Origin of the sequence: Streptomyces sp. NPDC048182 (genome assembly GCF_043202555.1) — a bacterium.
Lineage (GTDB): Bacteria > Actinomycetota > Actinomycetes > Streptomycetales > Streptomycetaceae > Streptomyces.
In genome coordinates this window covers 298,327-314,233 of sequence record NZ_JBIDAQ010000005.1, presented here as the reverse complement: position 1 = coordinate 314,233, position 15,907 = coordinate 298,327, and the positions used below count along the sequence as shown (strand labels likewise).

The window sequence follows — 15,907 nt, the reverse complement described above, 5'->3', positions numbered from 1 at the left end:
CAGGACGGATCAGGAAGCCCGTCGGGCCGCTGAGATGATGCCGATCAGTTTAGGCGGGCTCGGCGATCACACGGAAAGGGGTCGGCGTGGTCCCGGGGCATGCGGAGTCGTGTGGCCCGTGTGAGGCTGCCGGGAGTGGGTGTCGTCGCTGGTGAGGGAGTGGTGGGCGTGGGCATGGACGGGCTGGTCGTGGTCGTGACCGGGGCCTCCAGTGGGATCGGGAGGGCGACCGCTCGGGCGTTCGCCCGGGAGGGGGCCGAGGTGGCGCTGGTGGCGCGGCGGCGGGAGCGGCTGGAGGAGCTGGCGCGGGAGATCGGCGGGCGGGTGGCGGTGTACGAGGCCGACCTGGCCGACACCGGGGCGGCGGTGGACGTGATCGGGCGGGTCGTGGCCGCGCACGGGCGGCTCGACGTGCTGGTCAACAACGCGGGCACCGGGTCCTGGGCGCCGGTGATGGAGGCCGAGTTGGCGGACTGGCAGCGGATGGTCGACGTCAATCTGAGCGGGGTGCTCGCCTGCACCCATGCCGCGCTGCCGCATCTGTCCGCTGCCGCGGAGGGGCCGCGGGGGGTGGCCGACGTCGTGATGGTCAGCTCCGTCGCCGGGCGGCGGGTGCCCTCGACGGAGAGCAACGTGTACGCCGCCACCAAGCACGCCGTGGGCGCCTTCGCCGAGGCGGTGCGCCGGGAGGTGGCCGAGCGCCATGTGCGGGTCGGGCTCGTGGAGCCGGGGGTGGTCGCCACCGAGCTGACCACGAGCGGGATCGCGGGCGCCCCGGACGCCACCTCCAGGTCCCCGCTCGGGGCCCTTGAGGCGGACGACGTCGCCGACGCGATCCGCTACATGGTCACGCGCAACCGGCGTACCGCGATCAACGAGATCCTCGTGCGGCCCACCGAGCAGGTCGTCTGAACCTCCCGAGCGGGGAGCCCCCGCTCATGCGCAGCGGACGCCGTTGAGGGTGAAGGCGGCGGGGGCGGCGGCCGGTCTGCCGCTGGCCTGGAAGCCGAAGGACGCCGAACCGCCGGCAGGGATCGCCTTGTTGTGGCCGCCGTCGGTGGCGGTCGCGGCCGTCCCGGCCTGGGTGACCGTCGCGTTCCACGCGCTGCTCACCTTCTCCGCGCCGGCGAAGCTCCAGCCGAGGCGCCAGCCGTCCACGGCGGTGGTGCCGGTGTTGCGGACGGTGACGTCGGCCGTGAAGCCGTTGTCCCAGGTGGAGTTGACCTTGTACGCCACCGTGCAGGCCGCACCCGGAGAGGGGGTGGGGGTTGGCGTGGGGGTCGGGTCGGGAGCGGTGCCGTCCGGGGCGGCTCCCCACTGCCGTGCGCCCCCGTCCAGGAGCACCACGTTCGGCGCGTCCACCGGCGTGGCGCCCGGGGCGGTCGGCAGGCCGCGGGCGGACCAGTCGTCGGAGGGGTCCCAGGCGCCCGAGGAGGCGATGCGGAACTGGACCTCCTTGCGGTACGCCGACTGGCCGGCCGGCGCGATCACCGTGTTCGAGCAGTCGACCGAGACGTAGTAGACGTCGCCCGCGTAGCGGGTCGGGCCGCTCGCCGCGCCGCACTGGTTGTAGTTGGTGGTCACCGAGATCGCCGAGGCGGGCACGCCGGGCTCCAGCGTGAAGTAGTAGCGCAGGGACGCCTTGGCGAGCGGGCGGGCGGGCCAGGCCGACTTGTTCACCAGGTACGCCTTGATCTCGGTGAAGTTCGGCCCCGACGCGTTCACCGACGCCTGCGCGAGGATCTCCGGGCCGTCCGGTCGCTCGGCCGTCGGGAACGAGGCGAGCGGGGCGCCGCCGTACTCGGCGTAGAGGCGGGCCAGGGCGCCGGTGAAGGCCGCGTTGTAGTCGGTGGCGACCTCGTTGTCGACGTAGTTCTGCCGGTCGTCGGTGTAGGCGTCGTCCGGCGCGCTCGGGCCGCCGACGAGGGCGCCGTACAGGGTGTGGCGGCTGGCGGCGGGGCTGGTGATCGAGTCGGTCCACGAGCCGTGCGAGGTGCGGTGGTGGGGTTTGGTGGGCGGGTTGGCGCCGAAGCCGACGACGTAGCTGGCCTTGCGCGGGTTGTCGCCGAGGGCGTAGTCGATCTGGCGTACGGCGAAGTCGTGGTAGCGGGCCTTGCGGGCCGGGTCGCCGGTCAGCCAGTCGCTGTAGGAGAGCGCGGCGAAGGCGGTGTTGGCGGCGTAGCGCAGGGAGCCCCAGGAGTCGAGGACGGCCTCGCCGCCGGGGGAGTAGCGCACGGAGGCGCCGTTCACGCCGGTCGTCCACCAGTCCAGCCACCGGTTGGCGTCGTCGACGTAGCGCTGCTTGCCGGTGAGCTTCGCGAGCAGCACGTAGGAGCCGTAGGAGGTGTCGTCCCAGGAGAGGGTCCAGCGGTAGGAGGGGGTGGTGGTCTGCGGCTCGGTGGAGAGGCTGTCGTAGTACGTCTCGGCCTTGGCGAGGTAGGCGGCGTCGCCGGTGGCCTTGTAGAGCCAGATCGCGCCCCACACCAGCTCGTCCTGGTAGCCGCTCCAGGAGTTGTAGTACGCCTTGGCGTCGGTGACGCAGTCGCTGTACTTGCCGCGGTAGGTGTCGGCGAAGGAGTAGAGCTGCTTGGCGTGGGTCAGCAGCTTCGCCGCGTAGGCCGGGTCGTCGTCGGTGAAGAGCATCGAGGAGGCCGCCATCGCGGCCGAGGTCTGGCCGGCCAGGTCGGAGCCCGGACAGAAGGCGTCGATCTTGTAGGCGGGACGTGCCATCGGCATCACCTCGGCCGGGCCCCACCACTTGTGGTCGTCGGCGCCGTTGCCCACCTGCCCGTACAGGACGTCGGGGGAGGGGTGCGCCTTGACGAAGTAGTCGTTGACGAAACGCAGGTTGTCCTTCAGGTAGGGAAGCTGTCCGGACGCGGCGTACGCCGCCCTCTGCTCGACGCCGCCCCAGGCCAGGACGGTGGCGCTGTACGCCATCGGCAGGCCGAACTTCACGTGGTCGCCGGCGTCGTACCAGCCGCCGGTCAGGTCGAGGCCGGCGTCCTTGCCGTCGTCCAGGGCCGAATCGCCGCGCCAGGAGACGCGGTTGCCGGCGGGGAGGCGGCCGGAGCGCTGGGCCTCGTAGAAGAAGAGCGACTTCTGGAGGGCCTCGCCGTAGGCGAACGCCGGGGCGGCCTGGGCGGGGGTGGCGGCGAGGGGGGTGAGGGCGGCGGCGAGCAGGGCGGTGACCGCGGCCAGGGCGACGCCCCAGCGGGGGCGGGGTGGTTCGCCCAGGGGGCGGGGGGTGGGGTGCGCGAAGGCGGGCAGGCGCAACGGATCGTCCTTCCGTGCGGCGGGCGTGCGGGACGGGAGCGGGGCGTGCCTGGTGGGGGGCGTGTGGTGCGGTGGCGCGTCCCGCGCTCCCGGCGGAGAGCGCGCGGCGGTGAAGGGTCGATCACGGTCCGGGGAGCGGGCAGCTCGGGGGCGGCCTCCGGGGGGATGCCCCGTCCGCCGTCCGTGGGAGCGCTTCCACGGTGAGGCTCATGAAGCCAGTGGCGGCCGGTCGTGTCAACCGGTCGCGCACGGAACGGTGGCGCCTCACGCCGACTGGGTCCGGCTGCTCAGACGCGGAACAGGGACCCCACGAACTCCGCCAGCAGCCGCTCCTTCAGGCGCGGCGGCAGCGCGTCCAGCAGGGCGAGCACCGGGGCCATCCGGGTCGGCAGCCCCTGCGCCCCGTCACCCGCCAGACCCGCGAAGGCCAGGAAGCCCGCGACCTCCTCCGGGGTGAGGGCGTCCGGGTCGAGGGCGGCGGCCAGTTCGCGCAGGGCCGGGTCGACCGTGGCCGGCGCCAGGGCGCGGGCCGCCGAGAGCGCGTCGGTGAGGTCGGTGAGGAGCGCGCCGACCTGGCCAGCGGTCGCCGGGGTGAGGGTGAGGTGGAGGTTGGGCGGGAGGCCGGCGTGGGACAGCTGGGGCTGGAGGTACCAGCCGCGGGCGCGCATCTCGTCGGCGGTGTGCAGGACGAGGGAGAGGTCGGGCGCGTCCGCGGCGTCGGTGACGGTGAACGCGACCAGGCTGCCGGCCGGTTCGCCCAGCACGCGCACGCCCTCGGTGGCCCGCAGCCCGGCCAGCACCTCGCCGGCGGCCCCGGCCACGCGCCGGGCCAGCTCGGTGTACCCGTCCTCGCCGAGGTGCCGGAGCACCGCCCACGCCTGGGCGAGCAGCCCGCCCGGCTTGGTGCCCTGCGCGGTCGGGTTGACCACCGGGTAGCCCGGCCAGCCGGCGTGCGCGAAGTACTGGTGGCGGCGCAGTTCCGCGTCCCGGTACAGGACGACGGAGGCGCCCTTGTCCGCGTAGCCGTACTTGTGCAGGTCGACGGAGAGGGAGGTGACGCCCGGCACCGACAGGCCGAACGGTTCCACCGGCCGCCCGGCCCGGGCCAGGAACGGCAGGAACCAGCCGCCGATGCACGCGTCGACGTGGCAGAGCACCCCGCGCTCCGCCGCCCCGGCCGCGATCTCCGCCACCGGGTCCAGGACGCCGTGCGCGTACGACGGCGCCGACGCGACGACCAGGACGGTGCGGTCGGTGATCGCGGCCGTCAGGTCCGACGCCACCGCCCGGTACGTGACCGGGTCGACCGGCACGACGACCGGCTCCACGCCCAGGTAGTGCGCCGCCTTGTGGAAGGCCGCGTGCGCGGTGGACGGCAGCACCAACTCCGGCTGCCGCACGCCCCGTTCCGCCCGCGCGTGATCCCGGGCGGTCTTCACCGCCAGCAGGATCGACTCGGTGCCGCCACTGGTGAACGTCCCCTGCGCGCCGGGCGCCCCGAGCACCGACGCCACCGCCCCGACCACCTCGTTCTCCAGCCGCGCCACGCTGGGGAACACCGTCGGGTCGAGCCCGTTGACGGTCGCGAAGGCGCGATAGGCCGCCGCCGCGAGGTCGTCCACCTCGGGCCGGCCCGGGTCGTAGACGTACGCGAAGGTCCGCCCGCCCCGGGTGGGCGCGTCCCCGGCACGCAGGGCGTCCAGCTCGGCCAGGAGGCCGGCGGCGGGGCGGCCGGTGGGGGGCAGGGCGGTGGCGGGCTCGAAGAAGGGCCGGGGGGAGGGGTCGGCGGGCATGGCGCTCTCGCTTCCTGCGGGCGGCGGGGAGGCGAGGCTAACCGTTCGGCTCCAGCACCGTCTTCAGCGCCGTCGGGCCGCTCATGCCCTTGATCGCCTGCTCGGTCGCGGTCAGGGGGTGGCGGTGGGAGACGTACGACGCCATCGGGTAGGCCGCGTGGTGGTCCGTGGCGATGCGGACGGCCTCGGCGTAGTGGGCGGGCTGGGCGAGTTGGCTGCCGGTGATGCGCAGGCCCAGGCGGCTGACGCGGAACGGGTCGACCGGGACCGTGCCGCTGCCCGCCCACAGGCCCATCACCAGGAGCCGGTCGTCGCGGCCCAGGAGGGCCAGGGACTCCTCGAACGCCGGCAGCGAGCCGGCCGCCTCCACCACCAGGCGCCGGCCCCCGGTGCCCAGCAGGCGGTCCACGGCGGCGGCGCGTTCGGCACGGGTCGTGGTGGTACGGGAGAGGACCGCGTCGGCTCCGAAGGCGCGGGCCGCCGCCAGCCGGGCGGGGCGTCCGCCGACCACGACGATCCGGCGCGCCCCGGCCAGCCGGGCGGCGAACGCCGTGGCCGTGCCCACCGGGCCCGCGCCGAGCACGACCACGTCGTCGCGCGGACAGACGCCGCCGGCCCGGTCGAGACCGTGCAGCGCGGTCGGCAGGGCGCAGCCGAAGGCGATCACCGCGTCCTGCGGGGTGCCCTCGGGGACCTTGTGGAACGAGGTGCCGGGGGACAGCCGGGCGAGGGTGCTGAAGGTGGCGGCGCCGAGCGGTTCGAGGGGGCGGGGGCGGACGACGTTCTCGCAGTTCGCCGGGTCGTTCTCCCGTACGCAGCGGCGGCAGCGGTGGCAGGGCCGGGACGGGGTCCAGTAGACCGTGTCCCCGACGGCCACCGGCTGCCCCGTCGCGTCGTGGGCGGGGGCCGCGCACTCCGCCACCACGCCCACGCCCTCGTGGCCGAGCGCGAAGGCGAAGGGCGCCGGGAACTCGCCGGCCAGGATGTGCGCCTCGGTGCCGCAGACGCCGGCCCGGGTGACGCGTACCAGCAGGCCGCCGGGTTCGGGTGGGGGGACGTCGAGGGTGCGCAGGGCGAGGCCGCCGGTCGGTTCGTACACCACCGTGTCCGCCGTGCGGGGCATGGGGGATCCGCCTTTCGCAGTCGTCGGGTTCCTCGCAGTGTGGCCGGGCGGGCCCCCGCAGGGGAATGCCGTCCAGGTCCCCGGACGGGCGTCCAACCGCTGTCTCTCGCCGGTTGGACGGTCCCGCGCCCGTCGAAACAGGCCGAGTTGAACATCGGGCCGGGAGCGTGCTTGCGTAAGTGAGGCCGCGGCCCCACGAGTTCACGGGGCGCGATGCCCGGGCCCGCGTGCCTCTCACTTCCCGTTCCTCACACCGGGAGACGACTGTGCAGAATGTGCTCGACACACCACCGAACCCCCTGCTCCGCGCGGCCCCGGCCGTCGCGGCGCAGCAGCCGCCGTGGGACGGCGACGACCGGCTGCCCTTCGTCCGCAGACAACTCCGCGCCCGGCCCTCGCTGGTGCGCACCGCGGACGTGCTGACGCTGCGGCGCCAGCTCGCGGAGGTCGCGGCGGGCCGCGCCCACGTGGTCCAGGCCGGCGACTGCGCCGAGGACTTCGCCGACTGCACCGCCCCGACCGTGGCCCGCAAGGCCGGGCTCCTCGACAGCCTGGCCGGCATGGTGCGGATGAACACCGGCCTGCCGGTGGTCCGCGTCGGCCGGATCGCCGGCCAGTTCGCCAAGCCCCGCTCGCGCCCCACCGAGCTGGTCGGCGACCGCGCGCTGCCCGTCTACCGCGGGCACATGGTCAACGACCCGGCGCCCGAGGCCGCCGCCCGCGAGCCCAATCCCTGGCGGTTGCTGACCGGTTACCACGCGGCCCGCGAGGCGATGCGCCACCTGGGCTGGCGCGAGGACGGCGGCGACGGCGGCCCCGAAGCCCTCGGCGGCCCACCGGTCTGGTCCAGCCACGAGGCCCTGCTCCTCGACTACGAGCGGTCCATGCTGCGCCTCGCGGACGACGTGGACGACGCCGACGGCGGGGCCGAGGCGGGCGACGGGGCCGGCCCCGGCGTGGTGCTCGGCTCCACGCACTGGCCGTGGATCGGGGAGCGCACCCGGCAGCCCGACGGGGCTCATGTCCGGCTGCTCGCCGGGGTCGTCAACCCGGTCGCCTGCAAGGTCGGTCCCACCACGACCGTCGCGGACCTGCTCGACCTGTGCGTCCGGCTCGACCCGCACCGCGCGCCCGGGCGGCTCACCCTCATCGTCCGGATGGGGCAGGACCTGGTCGCCGAGCGGCTGCCCGCGCTGGTCAGGGCCGTGCGGCGGGCGGGGCACCCGGTGATCTGGCTGAGCGACCCGATGCACGGCAACACCGTCCCGCACGCCGACGGCCGCAAGACGCGGGAGGTGGAGACGGTGGTCGGCGAGGTGCTCGCCTTCGAGCAGGCGGTGCGCTCGGCCGGCGGCACCGCGGCCGGCCTGCACCTGGAGACCACCCCGGAGGACGTCAGCGAGTGCGTGCCCGGTCCCGCGCCCGACGGCGACGGGGCGCCCGACCGCCGCTACACGTCCCTGTGCGACCCCCGGCTCAACCCGGGCCAGGCGACGACGGTGGCCGCGGCCTTCGGCTGCGGCGCGCGGCACAGCTGAGAACGCCCCGCCCGTGTGCGGCGGGGGCCGGGGGCGGCGGCTCCGTCATCCGCCACCCCCGGCCCCCACCTCCCCGTCCGACGCCGCCGTCCCTCAGCGCACTTCGACGCAGCCCGCTTCGACGCAGCCCGCGTCGAGGCAGCCCACAGTGACGCAGCCCACTTCGACGCCCGAAGGAGGCCGACCCCCATGAGCATCCCGACCATCGCCCCGTACGCACCACCCGCCGCCGCGGAGCTGCCCGGCAACGTGCCGGGCTGGCAGCCCGACCCCGCCCGCGCGGTCCTGCTCCTGCACGACATGCAGCGCTACTTCCTGCGCGCCCTGCCCGCCGAGGGCCCCCGCACCGCCCTGATCCAGAACACCGCCCGGCTCCGGGACCGCGCCGCCCGCCTGGGCGTGCCCGTCGCCTACACCGCCCAGCCCGGCGGCATGACCGACGAACAGCGCGGTCTGCTGCGGGACTTCTGGGGCGGCGGCATGCGGGTCGACCCCGCCGACCGCGAGGTCGTCGACGAGGTCGCCCCGGCCGCCGGCGACTGGCTGCTGACCAAATGGCGCTACAGCGCCTTCCACCGCTCCGACCTGCTGGCCCGGATGCGGGCGGCAGGGCGCGACCAGCTGGTGGTGACCGGCGTGTACGCGCACGTCGGCGTGCTGACCACCGCCCTGGAGGCGTTCACCCACGACCTGGAGACCTTCGTCGTGGCCGACGCCACGGCCGACTTCTCCCGCGAACGCCACCTCGCCACGCTGGAGCACGCCGCCGCCACCTGCGCCGTGGTCCTCCCCGCCGCGGAGGTGTTCCCGTGACCGGTACCGAGGGCCATGCCCCCCGAGACCTCCTCCAGCGCCTCCTCGACGCCTCCGCCCACGCCGGCCCGGGACCCGCCGGCCACCGCCGCGTGCCCCCGTTCGCCCTGCTGCACCGGCCCGCCACCGGCGGCCCCGACCGCGTCGACGTCCTCACCGGCGACATCCGCGCCGTGGACACCCTGGCCGACGTGCCGGTGCGCCCCGCGCCGCCCGCCGACGGCGCCCCGCACCACGACGTCCTCGCACTGCTGCCGTACCGGCAGATCGCGGAGCGCGGCTTCGAGGCGCCCGACGACGACACGCCGCTGCTCGCGCTGACCGTCGCCGAGCAGGACACCGTGCCGCTGGGCGACGCCCTCGCCCGCATCCCGGACACGCCGGTACGGGCGAGCGGGGGCCGGTTCGAGCCGGACGACGACGGCTACGAACGGCTCGTGGAGCGGGTGCTCGACGAGGAGATCGGCGCCGGCGTCGGCGCCAACTTCGTCATCAAGCGGACCTTCACCGCCGACCTGGCCGACCACGGCGTCACCGGCGCCCTCGGCTTCTTCCGGCGGCTGCTCGCCCAGGAGACCGGCGCCTACTGGACGTTCCTCGTGCACACCGGCGAGCGCGTCCTGGTCGGCGCCAGCCCCGAGCGCCACGTCAGCCTGCACGGCGGCACCGCCGTGATGAACCCGATCAGCGGCACCTACCGCTACCCGGGGTCCGGGCCGACGCTGCCCGGCGTCATGGAGTTCCTCGCCGACCCCAAGGAGGCCGACGAGCTGTTCATGGTCGTCGACGAGGAGCTGAAGATGATGGCCGGGATCTGCGCCGGCGGCGGCCGGGTCCGCGGCCCCTACCTCAAGGAGATGGCCCGCCTCGCGCACACCGAGTACTACATCGAGGGCCGCTGCGACCGCGACCCGCGCGAGGTGTTGCGCGAGACCCTGTTCGCGCCGACCGTCACCGGCAGCCCGCTGGAGAGCGCCTGCCGGGTCATCCGCCGCCACGAGCCCGAGGGGCGCGGCTACTACAGCGGGGTCGCGGCGCTGATCGGCAGCGACGAGCGGGGCGCGCCCGCCCTGGACACCGCCGTCCTCATCCGCACCGCCGACCTCTCCGCCGAAGGGCGGCTGCGGATCGGGCTCGGCTCCACCCTGGTGCGCCACTCGGTGCCCGCCTCGGAGGCCGCCGAGACCCGCGCCAAGGCGGCCGGGCTGCTCGCCGCCCTGGACGCCGGCCGGCCGGTGGAGTTCGCCGGCCACCCCGCGGTGCGGGACGCGCTGGAGGACCGCAACCGCACGGTCGCCGGCTTCTGGCTCACCGGCGGCCCGGCGCCCCAGCCCCCGGACGCGGCCCTGGCGGGGCGGCGGGTCCTGGTGGTCGACGCGGAGGACACCTTCACCGCGATGATCGCCCACCAGCTGGCCTCGCTCGGCATGGACGTCACCGTGCGGCGGCACGACGAGCTGCCGCCCGAAAGGCCGCAGGGGCACGAGGAGTTGGACAGCGGCGCCCTCGCGTACGGTCGTGCCCAGGACGGCGCCGAGCCGTTCGAGGACGCCGACCTCGTCGTCATGGGGCCCGGCCCCGGCGACCCCACCGCGGCCGACGACCCGAAGATCGCCCGGCTGCGCGACTGCGTGTCCCGGCTGCTGCGCGAGCGCCGGCCCTTCCTCGCGGTCTGCCTGAGCCACCAGGTGCTCTGCCGCGAACTGGGCCTCGACGTGGCGCGCAAGCCGCGCCCGCACCAGGGCGTCCAGCGCGAGATCGACCTCTTCGGGGCGCGCGAACGGGTCGGCTTCTACAACAGCTTCGCCGCGTCCGCCCCCGCCGACCGGCTGCGGGGCGGGAAGTTCGGGCCGGTGGACATCAGCCGGGACCCCGGCAGCGGCGAGGTGCACGCCGTGCGCGGACGGCACTTCGCCTCCGTGCAGTTCCACCCGGAGTCCCTGCTCACCCAGGACGGGGTGCGGGTCGCCGGAACGATGCTGAAGGAGGTACTCACGTCATGAAGGCATCCCTCGCCTGGTGGGACCTGACGGAATCGGACCAGACCGTCGACACCCTGCGCGCCTACCTGCGCGACGAGGGCACCGACGGCTGGCGGGACGTGCCGGGCCTGCGCCTGAAGTGCTGGCTCGCCGACCGCGAGGGCAACCGCTGGGGCGCCCTCATGCTCTGGGAGTCGGACCCGGCCCCGCTCACCGCCATGCCCCCCAACCGCGCCGTCGACCTGATCGGCTACCCGCCCACCCACCGGTTCGCCTTCGACGTGGAGGCCGCCGTGGAGGGCCGCTACGACAGCCCCGTACTGGACGGACTCGGCCCGGCGCTCGCCGCCGCCCGCTGAGACCGTTGGAAGGAGACGACACCATGCCCGCCGACACCACCGCCCTCGACATCCCGCTCCACCCCGAACGGCAGCCGGACGCCGACGCGTTCGTGCGGGCCGCGATGGACTGGCACTTCGACCCGGAGACCGGCAGCCCGTTCTGGCTGCGCCGGGCGAAGAGCCTCGACTTCGACCCGCGCGCCGACGTCAAGAGCCACGACGACCTCGCCCTCTTCCCGAACGTCGCCGGCGAGCTGCGCACCGTGCCCGTCGCCGACCTGGTCCCCCGCGGCCTCGGCAGCCGCCCGGCCGTCGCCGGGGTGTTCGAGAGCGGCGGTACCACCGGGGCGCCCAAGCGGGTCTGGTGCGACCAGGACTGGCTCGACCGGGTCACCGCCTGGAGCAACGCCAACCTCGACGCGCACGGCTTCCCGCGGGGCCGCGAGTGGCTCGGCCTGACGCCGTCCGGGCCGCACTTCGTGGGCCGGCTCTTCGAGGAGTCCGCCCGCACCCACGGCACGGTCGGCCACCGCATCGACCTCGACCCGCGCTGGGTGAAGAAGCTCATCGCCGCCGGCAAGCGCGACGCCTCCGACGCCTACGCCGAGCACCTGATCGACCAGGCCGCCGAGGTGCTGCGCACCCAGGACATCGGCGTGCTCACCATCACGCCGCCGCTCCTGGAGCGCCTGGCCCGCCGCGAGGACCTGGTCGACCTGGTCAACCGCAAGGTGCGGGCCATCCGCTGGGGCGGCACGCAGCTGGACGCCGAGTCCCGGCACCTGTACCGCACCGAGGTCTTCCCGGACACCGTCCTGTACGGCCACTACGGCAACACCATGATCCTCGGCATCGCCGGCGAGCGGGCCGGGCTCGGCGACGACGACCCGTGCGTCTTCGACACGTACTCCCCGTACATCACCTTCTCCGTGATCGACCCGGCGACCGGCCGCCGGGTGCCGTACGGCGAGCGCGGGCGGGTCGTGATGAACCACGTCAGCCGCACGCTGCTGCTCCCCAACAACCTGGAGCGCGACCTCGCCACCCGGCTGGCCGCGCCGGAGGGCCGGGCGGGCGACGCGGTGGCCGACATCGCGCCGGTCGCCGAGTTCGAGGAGGAGACCGTCATCGAGGGGGTGTACTGATGACCACCACCGTCCAGGACACCGCCACCCTGAACCTGCCCCGCCTCGACGCCCTCGGCGCCAAGGGCCCCTACCGGTCCCGCACCGCCCAGCCCGTCCCCGACGTCACCGGCGCGCCGGTCGCCGAACTCGGCACCGTACCCGCCCTGTTCGTCGACCGGACGATGCCCGCGCTGCGCCGCGCCACCCCGCTGCCGTACGCGGAGCGGGTGCGGGCGGTGGCCCGGGCCGGCGAGCTGTTCGCGCACGCGGAGCTCGACGGGCAGAGCGTCGCGGAGTACGAGTTGGCCGTCAGCCGCGTGGGCGGCATCCCGATCTCCGTCGTACGGGCCGCGACCCGCACCGCCGAGCAGCGGACCGCCCGCCTCGCGGACGGCGTCGCGGCGGCCCGCCCGGCCGGCGCGGTCGGCGACTGGCGCGACGAGCGCACCCGGGCCGGCAGCGCGGTGTGGACCCGGCGCGGCGAGGTGTTCGCCGTGCACGCGGCCGGCAACCACCCCGGCACCCACACCCTGTGGCCCGAGGCACTCGTCCTCGGCTACCGGGTCGCCGTCCGCCCCTCCCGGCGCGAGCCGTTCACCCCGCACCGCCTCGTCACCGCCCTGCGCGCGGCAGGCTTCGGCGACGACCAGGTCGTCGTGCTGCCGACCGAGCACGAGGCCGGCGAGGCCGTGCTGCGCGGCGCCGACCTCGCCTACGGCGGCGACGAGGTGATCCGCGGCCACGCCGACGATCCCCGGGTGCTGCCGCTGCGCCCCGGCCGCTCCAAGGTCCTCCTCGACCGGCACGGCGACTGGCGGGCCCGCCTCGACTCCCTGGTCGACTCCGTCGCCCACCACGGCGGCACCGGCTGCGTGAACGCCACCGGCGTGCTGGTCGAGGGCGACCCGGCCCCGGTCGCCGAGGCCCTCGCCGAGCGCCTCGCCGCCCTCCCGGCGCTGCCGCCCGAGGACGAGAGGGCCGTGCTGCCGGTGCAGCGGCTCTCCGCCGCGCGCGCCCTGCGCCGGTACGTCGACGCCCGCGCCGAGGGCACCCGCGTGCTGCTCGGCGGCGACCGCATGGTGCGCGACCTCGGCGACGGCAGCGCCGCCGTCGGGCCCGCCGTGCACCTCCTCGACAGCCCGCACGCCGAGCAACTGGGTGCCGAACTGCCGTTCCCCTGCGTATGGGTGGCGCCCTGGGACCGCGACCGCGACGGCCTGGAGCCGTTGAAGGACACGCTGGTCATGGGCCTGTTCACCGAGGACGAGGAGTTGGTGGACGCGGTCGTGACCGAGCCCACGGTCAGCAATGTCCACCTCGGGGGTGTACCGACGCACTGGACGGACACGGGAATGCCGCACGACGATTTCCTGTCCGGCTTCCTGATGCGGTCCAAGACCGTGGTGCGCGGCCGATACGCGTGACCGGGGACCCGGGCCGGGACGGACCGCAGTGCGGCGGCCGTCCCGGCCCGCTCCCGTGCCCGCTCCGGCCCGCGCGCCCCAACCGACGAGTGGAGAGGATCAGATGACCCAGCACGACGCGTACGAGAACGCCGCCGCCAAGGCGCCGCCCTCGCTCGACGCGCTCGCCGACCGCGTCCAGGGCCCCGTCCTGCGCCCCGGCACCGAGGAGTACGACCGCGAACAGAACGGCTTCCAGCAGGCGTTCCGCAACGACCCGGTCGCCGTGGTCGGCGCCACCGGGCCCGGCGACGTCCGGGCCGCGGTGGAGTACGCCGCCGCGCACGGCCTGCCCGTCGCCTTACAGGCCACCGGCCACGGCCTCGCCTCGGTCACCGAGCGGCCCCTGCTCGTCAGCACCCGCCGGATGACCGGCGTCACCGTCGACCCCGCCGCCCGCACCGCCCGCATCGAGGCGGGCGTGCGCTGGGAGGGCGTCATCGAGGCCGCCGCCCCGCACGGCCTGGCCCCGCTCAGCGGCTCCGCCCCGAACGTCGGCGCGATCTCCTACCTGCTCGGCGGCGGACTCGGCGTACTGGCCCGGGAGTTCGGCTACGCCGCCGACCACGTGCGCAGCGTCGACCTGGTCACCGCCGAAGGGCGCGCCCGGCACGTCACCGCCGACAGCGACCCCGACCTGTTCTGGGCGCTGCGCGGCGCGGGCGCCAACTTCGGCGCGGTGACCGCCGTCGAGGTGGACCTGGTGCCGGTCGCCTCCGTCCAGGGCGGCGGGCTGCACTTCGACGCGGACCTCGTACCGGACGTGCTGCGCGCCTTCACCGCCTGGTCGGCGACGCTGCCCGACGAACTCACCGCCTCCGTCTCGGTCCTGGAGTACCCGGACATCCCGCCGATGCCGGAGCCGCTGCGCGGCAAGTACGCGGCCCACGTGCGGTTCGCCTACACCGGCGACGCCGCCACCCTGGAGCGGCTGCTCAAGCCGCTGCGGGACGTCGGGCCCCGGCTGATCGACGACGTCGGCGAGATCCCGTACACCGAGTCGGGCCGCATCTACGCCGACCCGCCCGTCCCGCACGCCTACTTCGGCAGCAACGTGCTCCTGGACCGCCTCGACGCGGACGCCCTCGTGGCGGCGGCCGAGGCGGGCGGGCCCGGCGCGCCGGCCGGCGCCGTCATCGACGTACGCCAGCTCGGCGGGGCGCTGCGGCGCCGGCCCGAGGTGCCCAGCGCCATCGGGCACCGGGACGCGGCGTACATCCTGCGGGTGCTGTCCGCCCTCGATGAGCGCGGCGCCGACGCGGTGCGCCCGGTGCACGAGGCGGTGTACGCGGCCGTGGCGGACGCGACGGTCGGGCGCCGGGTCAACTTCATCTACGGCGACCGGACCACCACCGAGCAGGTCCGGGACGCCTACGAGCCGGCCGACTACCGGCGGCTGCGCGAGCTGAAGCGCCGCTACGACCCGGAGAACCTGTTCCGCTGCACGTACAACATCCCGCCGGCGGGCTGAGCCGCAGGCGGGCGTGGAGGAGGGGCGGGGCCCGTGGGCCCCGCCCCTCCCTTCGTGTTCCGGCTCAGGCGGTCAGCGTGCCGTGGGCGACGGTGACGGCGCCGCCCGCGACCTCCACCCGGTCGATCCCGGCGACGCCGCCGGTGACCCGGGCGCGCATCAGCGACGGGCGGCCCATCTCGACGCCCTGCTCGATGTCGAGCCACTCGCCGAACGGGGCGAGGCCGTGCCGGGCCAGGTGCACCGCGAGGGGCCCGGCGGCGGAGCCGGTGGCCGCGTCCTCGTTGACGCCGTAGGCGGGGGAGAACATGCGGTTGCGCCACGTCAGGTCGGCGCCGGCGAAGCAGTTGGCGGCCATGTCGGGCAGCCGGGACATGGTCAGCAGGTCGGGCCGCAGGGCGGAGAGGGCGGGCAGGTCCGGGAGTCCGACCAGGGCGTGCCGGGGGCCGTTGTGGTAGATCTCCACCGGCGGCACGCTCGCCCGGAGCCCCAGGGACTCGAGGAGCAGCGCCTCCTCCGCGTACGGACCCCAGGTCGGCACCGGCTGGGTCATCACGGCGGCGGTCACCCGCCCGTCGGCGGCGTCCCGTTCGAAGGTGAACGGCACGGTGCCCATGGCCGTCTCCAGGCGTACGCCGTCCACGCCGCCGCCCGGCATCCGCTCCCGGAGCGCGGCGGCGGCCGGCGAGGAGCCGAGCACGCAGGCAGTGCCGAGCGTGGGGTGGCCGGCGAACGGCAGCTCGTTGACCGGGGTGAAGATGCGCACGCGCAGGTCGCCGTCGGCGGCCGGCGGCATGAGGAAGGTGGTCTCCGAGAGGTTCATCTCCCGGGCGATGCGCTGCATGCGCTCGGCCGACAGGCCGTCGCCGTCGAGGAAGACGGCGACCGGGTTGCCTTCGAGCGGTACGGAGGTGAAGACGTCGGCGACGGCGTAGGCGCGGGGGCGGGTGGTCATCGGGATCCTCCTCTGGGCGGGCGGG

Annotated in this window: 12 protein-coding genes; 8 read left to right on the top strand and 4 right to left on the bottom strand. The window is 75.4% G+C overall.

The features are described 5' to 3' along the window. Positions 1 to 174 precede the first annotated feature (174 nt). On the top strand, positions 175 to 912 hold the full coding sequence (locus ACGFZL_RS12775) for an SDR family oxidoreductase (protein ID WP_393691233.1): 738 nt from the start codon (positions 175 to 177) through the stop codon (positions 910 to 912). 24 nt (positions 913 to 936) lie between these two features. Here ACGFZL_RS12775 and ACGFZL_RS12770 read toward each other — a convergent pair whose 3' ends face one another. The 3 genes from ACGFZL_RS12770 to ACGFZL_RS12760 form a co-directional block, all read right to left on the bottom strand. Then, entirely contained in the window at positions 937 to 3,276 is a 2,340-nt protein-coding gene (locus tag ACGFZL_RS12770; RefSeq protein WP_393691012.1) for a glycoside hydrolase family 9 protein, read from the bottom strand. A 287-nt stretch (positions 3,277 to 3,563) separates the two neighbouring features. Further along, a complete protein-coding gene (locus ACGFZL_RS12765; protein WP_393691010.1) occupies positions 3,564 to 5,069 on the bottom strand; it encodes a pyridoxal phosphate-dependent decarboxylase family protein in 1,506 nt (501 codons plus the stop codon). Positions 5,070 to 5,106: 37 nt separating this feature from the next. After that, positions 5,107 to 6,192: a zinc-binding dehydrogenase gene (locus ACGFZL_RS12760; RefSeq protein ID WP_393691008.1), complete on the bottom strand. Its 1,086-nt coding sequence runs from the start codon at positions 6,190 to 6,192 to the stop codon at positions 5,107 to 5,109. A 275-nt stretch (positions 6,193 to 6,467) separates the two neighbouring features. Between ACGFZL_RS12760 and ACGFZL_RS12755 the strand changes: the two genes are divergently transcribed. From ACGFZL_RS12755 to ACGFZL_RS12725, 7 genes are all read left to right on the top strand, one after another. Beyond that, positions 6,468 to 7,730, top strand: a complete 1,263-nt coding sequence (locus tag ACGFZL_RS12755; RefSeq protein ID WP_393691006.1) for a 3-deoxy-7-phosphoheptulonate synthase — start codon at positions 6,468 to 6,470, stop codon at positions 7,728 to 7,730. Between the two features lie 189 nt (positions 7,731 to 7,919). After that, positions 7,920 to 8,543, top strand: a complete 624-nt coding sequence (locus ACGFZL_RS12750; RefSeq protein ID WP_355171177.1) for an isochorismatase family protein — start codon at positions 7,920 to 7,922, stop codon at positions 8,541 to 8,543. Continuing rightward, the gene (locus ACGFZL_RS12745; RefSeq protein WP_393691003.1) at positions 8,540 to 10,546 is read left to right on the top strand and encodes an anthranilate synthase family protein; all 2,007 of its coding nucleotides are present in this window, start codon (positions 8,540 to 8,542) and stop codon (positions 10,544 to 10,546) included. Before ACGFZL_RS12750 ends, ACGFZL_RS12745 begins: the two co-directional genes overlap by 4 nt. Continuing rightward, the gene (locus ACGFZL_RS12740; RefSeq protein ID WP_355171175.1) at positions 10,543 to 10,884 is read left to right on the top strand and encodes a hypothetical protein; all 342 of its coding nucleotides are present in this window, start codon (positions 10,543 to 10,545) and stop codon (positions 10,882 to 10,884) included. Before ACGFZL_RS12745 ends, ACGFZL_RS12740 begins: the two co-directional genes overlap by 4 nt. 23 nt (positions 10,885 to 10,907) lie before the next feature. Beyond that, the gene (locus tag ACGFZL_RS12735) at positions 10,908 to 12,011 is read left to right on the top strand and encodes a phenazine antibiotic biosynthesis protein (protein ID WP_393691000.1); all 1,104 of its coding nucleotides are present in this window, start codon (positions 10,908 to 10,910) and stop codon (positions 12,009 to 12,011) included. Next, positions 12,011 to 13,417, top strand: a complete 1,407-nt coding sequence (locus tag ACGFZL_RS12730; protein ID WP_393690998.1) for an aldehyde dehydrogenase family protein — start codon at positions 12,011 to 12,013, stop codon at positions 13,415 to 13,417. Before ACGFZL_RS12735 ends, ACGFZL_RS12730 begins: the two co-directional genes overlap by 1 nt. 103 nt (positions 13,418 to 13,520) lie before the next feature. After that, positions 13,521 to 14,927 (top strand): FAD-binding oxidoreductase, encoded by a 1,407-nt coding sequence (locus tag ACGFZL_RS12725; protein ID WP_393690996.1) that lies wholly within the window; start codon positions 13,521 to 13,523, stop codon positions 14,925 to 14,927. A gap of 64 nt (positions 14,928 to 14,991) precedes the next feature. On the opposite strand, the gene ACGFZL_RS12720 is transcribed toward ACGFZL_RS12725, so the two are convergent. After that, on the bottom strand, positions 14,992 to 15,882 hold the full coding sequence (locus ACGFZL_RS12720; protein ID WP_393690994.1) for a PhzF family phenazine biosynthesis protein: 891 nt from the start codon (positions 15,880 to 15,882) through the stop codon (positions 14,992 to 14,994). Positions 15,883 to 15,907 lie beyond the last annotated feature (25 nt).

Excerpts from the sequence above, each read along its gene's own strand:
- ACGFZL_RS12775 (WP_393691233.1), top strand. The coding sequence starts at position 175 with ATGGACGGGCTGGTCGTGGTCGTGACCGGGGCCTCCAGTGGGATCGGG.
- ACGFZL_RS12735 (WP_393691000.1), top strand. The coding sequence starts at position 10,908 with ATGCCCGCCGACACCACCGCCCTCGACATCCCGCTCCACCCCGAACGG.
- ACGFZL_RS12760 (WP_393691008.1), bottom strand. The coding sequence starts at position 6,192 with ATGCCCCGCACGGCGGACACGGTGGTGTACGAACCGACCGGCGGCCTC.
- ACGFZL_RS12765 (WP_393691010.1), bottom strand. The coding sequence starts at position 5,069 with ATGCCCGCCGACCCCTCCCCCCGGCCCTTCTTCGAGCCCGCCACCGCC.
- ACGFZL_RS12730 (WP_393690998.1), top strand. The coding sequence starts at position 12,011 with ATGACCACCACCGTCCAGGACACCGCCACCCTGAACCTGCCCCGCCTC.
- ACGFZL_RS12750 (WP_355171177.1), top strand. The coding sequence starts at position 7,920 with ATGAGCATCCCGACCATCGCCCCGTACGCACCACCCGCCGCCGCGGAG.
- ACGFZL_RS12740 (WP_355171175.1), top strand. The coding sequence starts at position 10,543 with ATGAAGGCATCCCTCGCCTGGTGGGACCTGACGGAATCGGACCAGACC.
- ACGFZL_RS12720 (WP_393690994.1), bottom strand. The coding sequence starts at position 15,882 with ATGACCACCCGCCCCCGCGCCTACGCCGTCGCCGACGTCTTCACCTCC.
- ACGFZL_RS12725 (WP_393690996.1), top strand. The coding sequence starts at position 13,521 with ATGACCCAGCACGACGCGTACGAGAACGCCGCCGCCAAGGCGCCGCCC.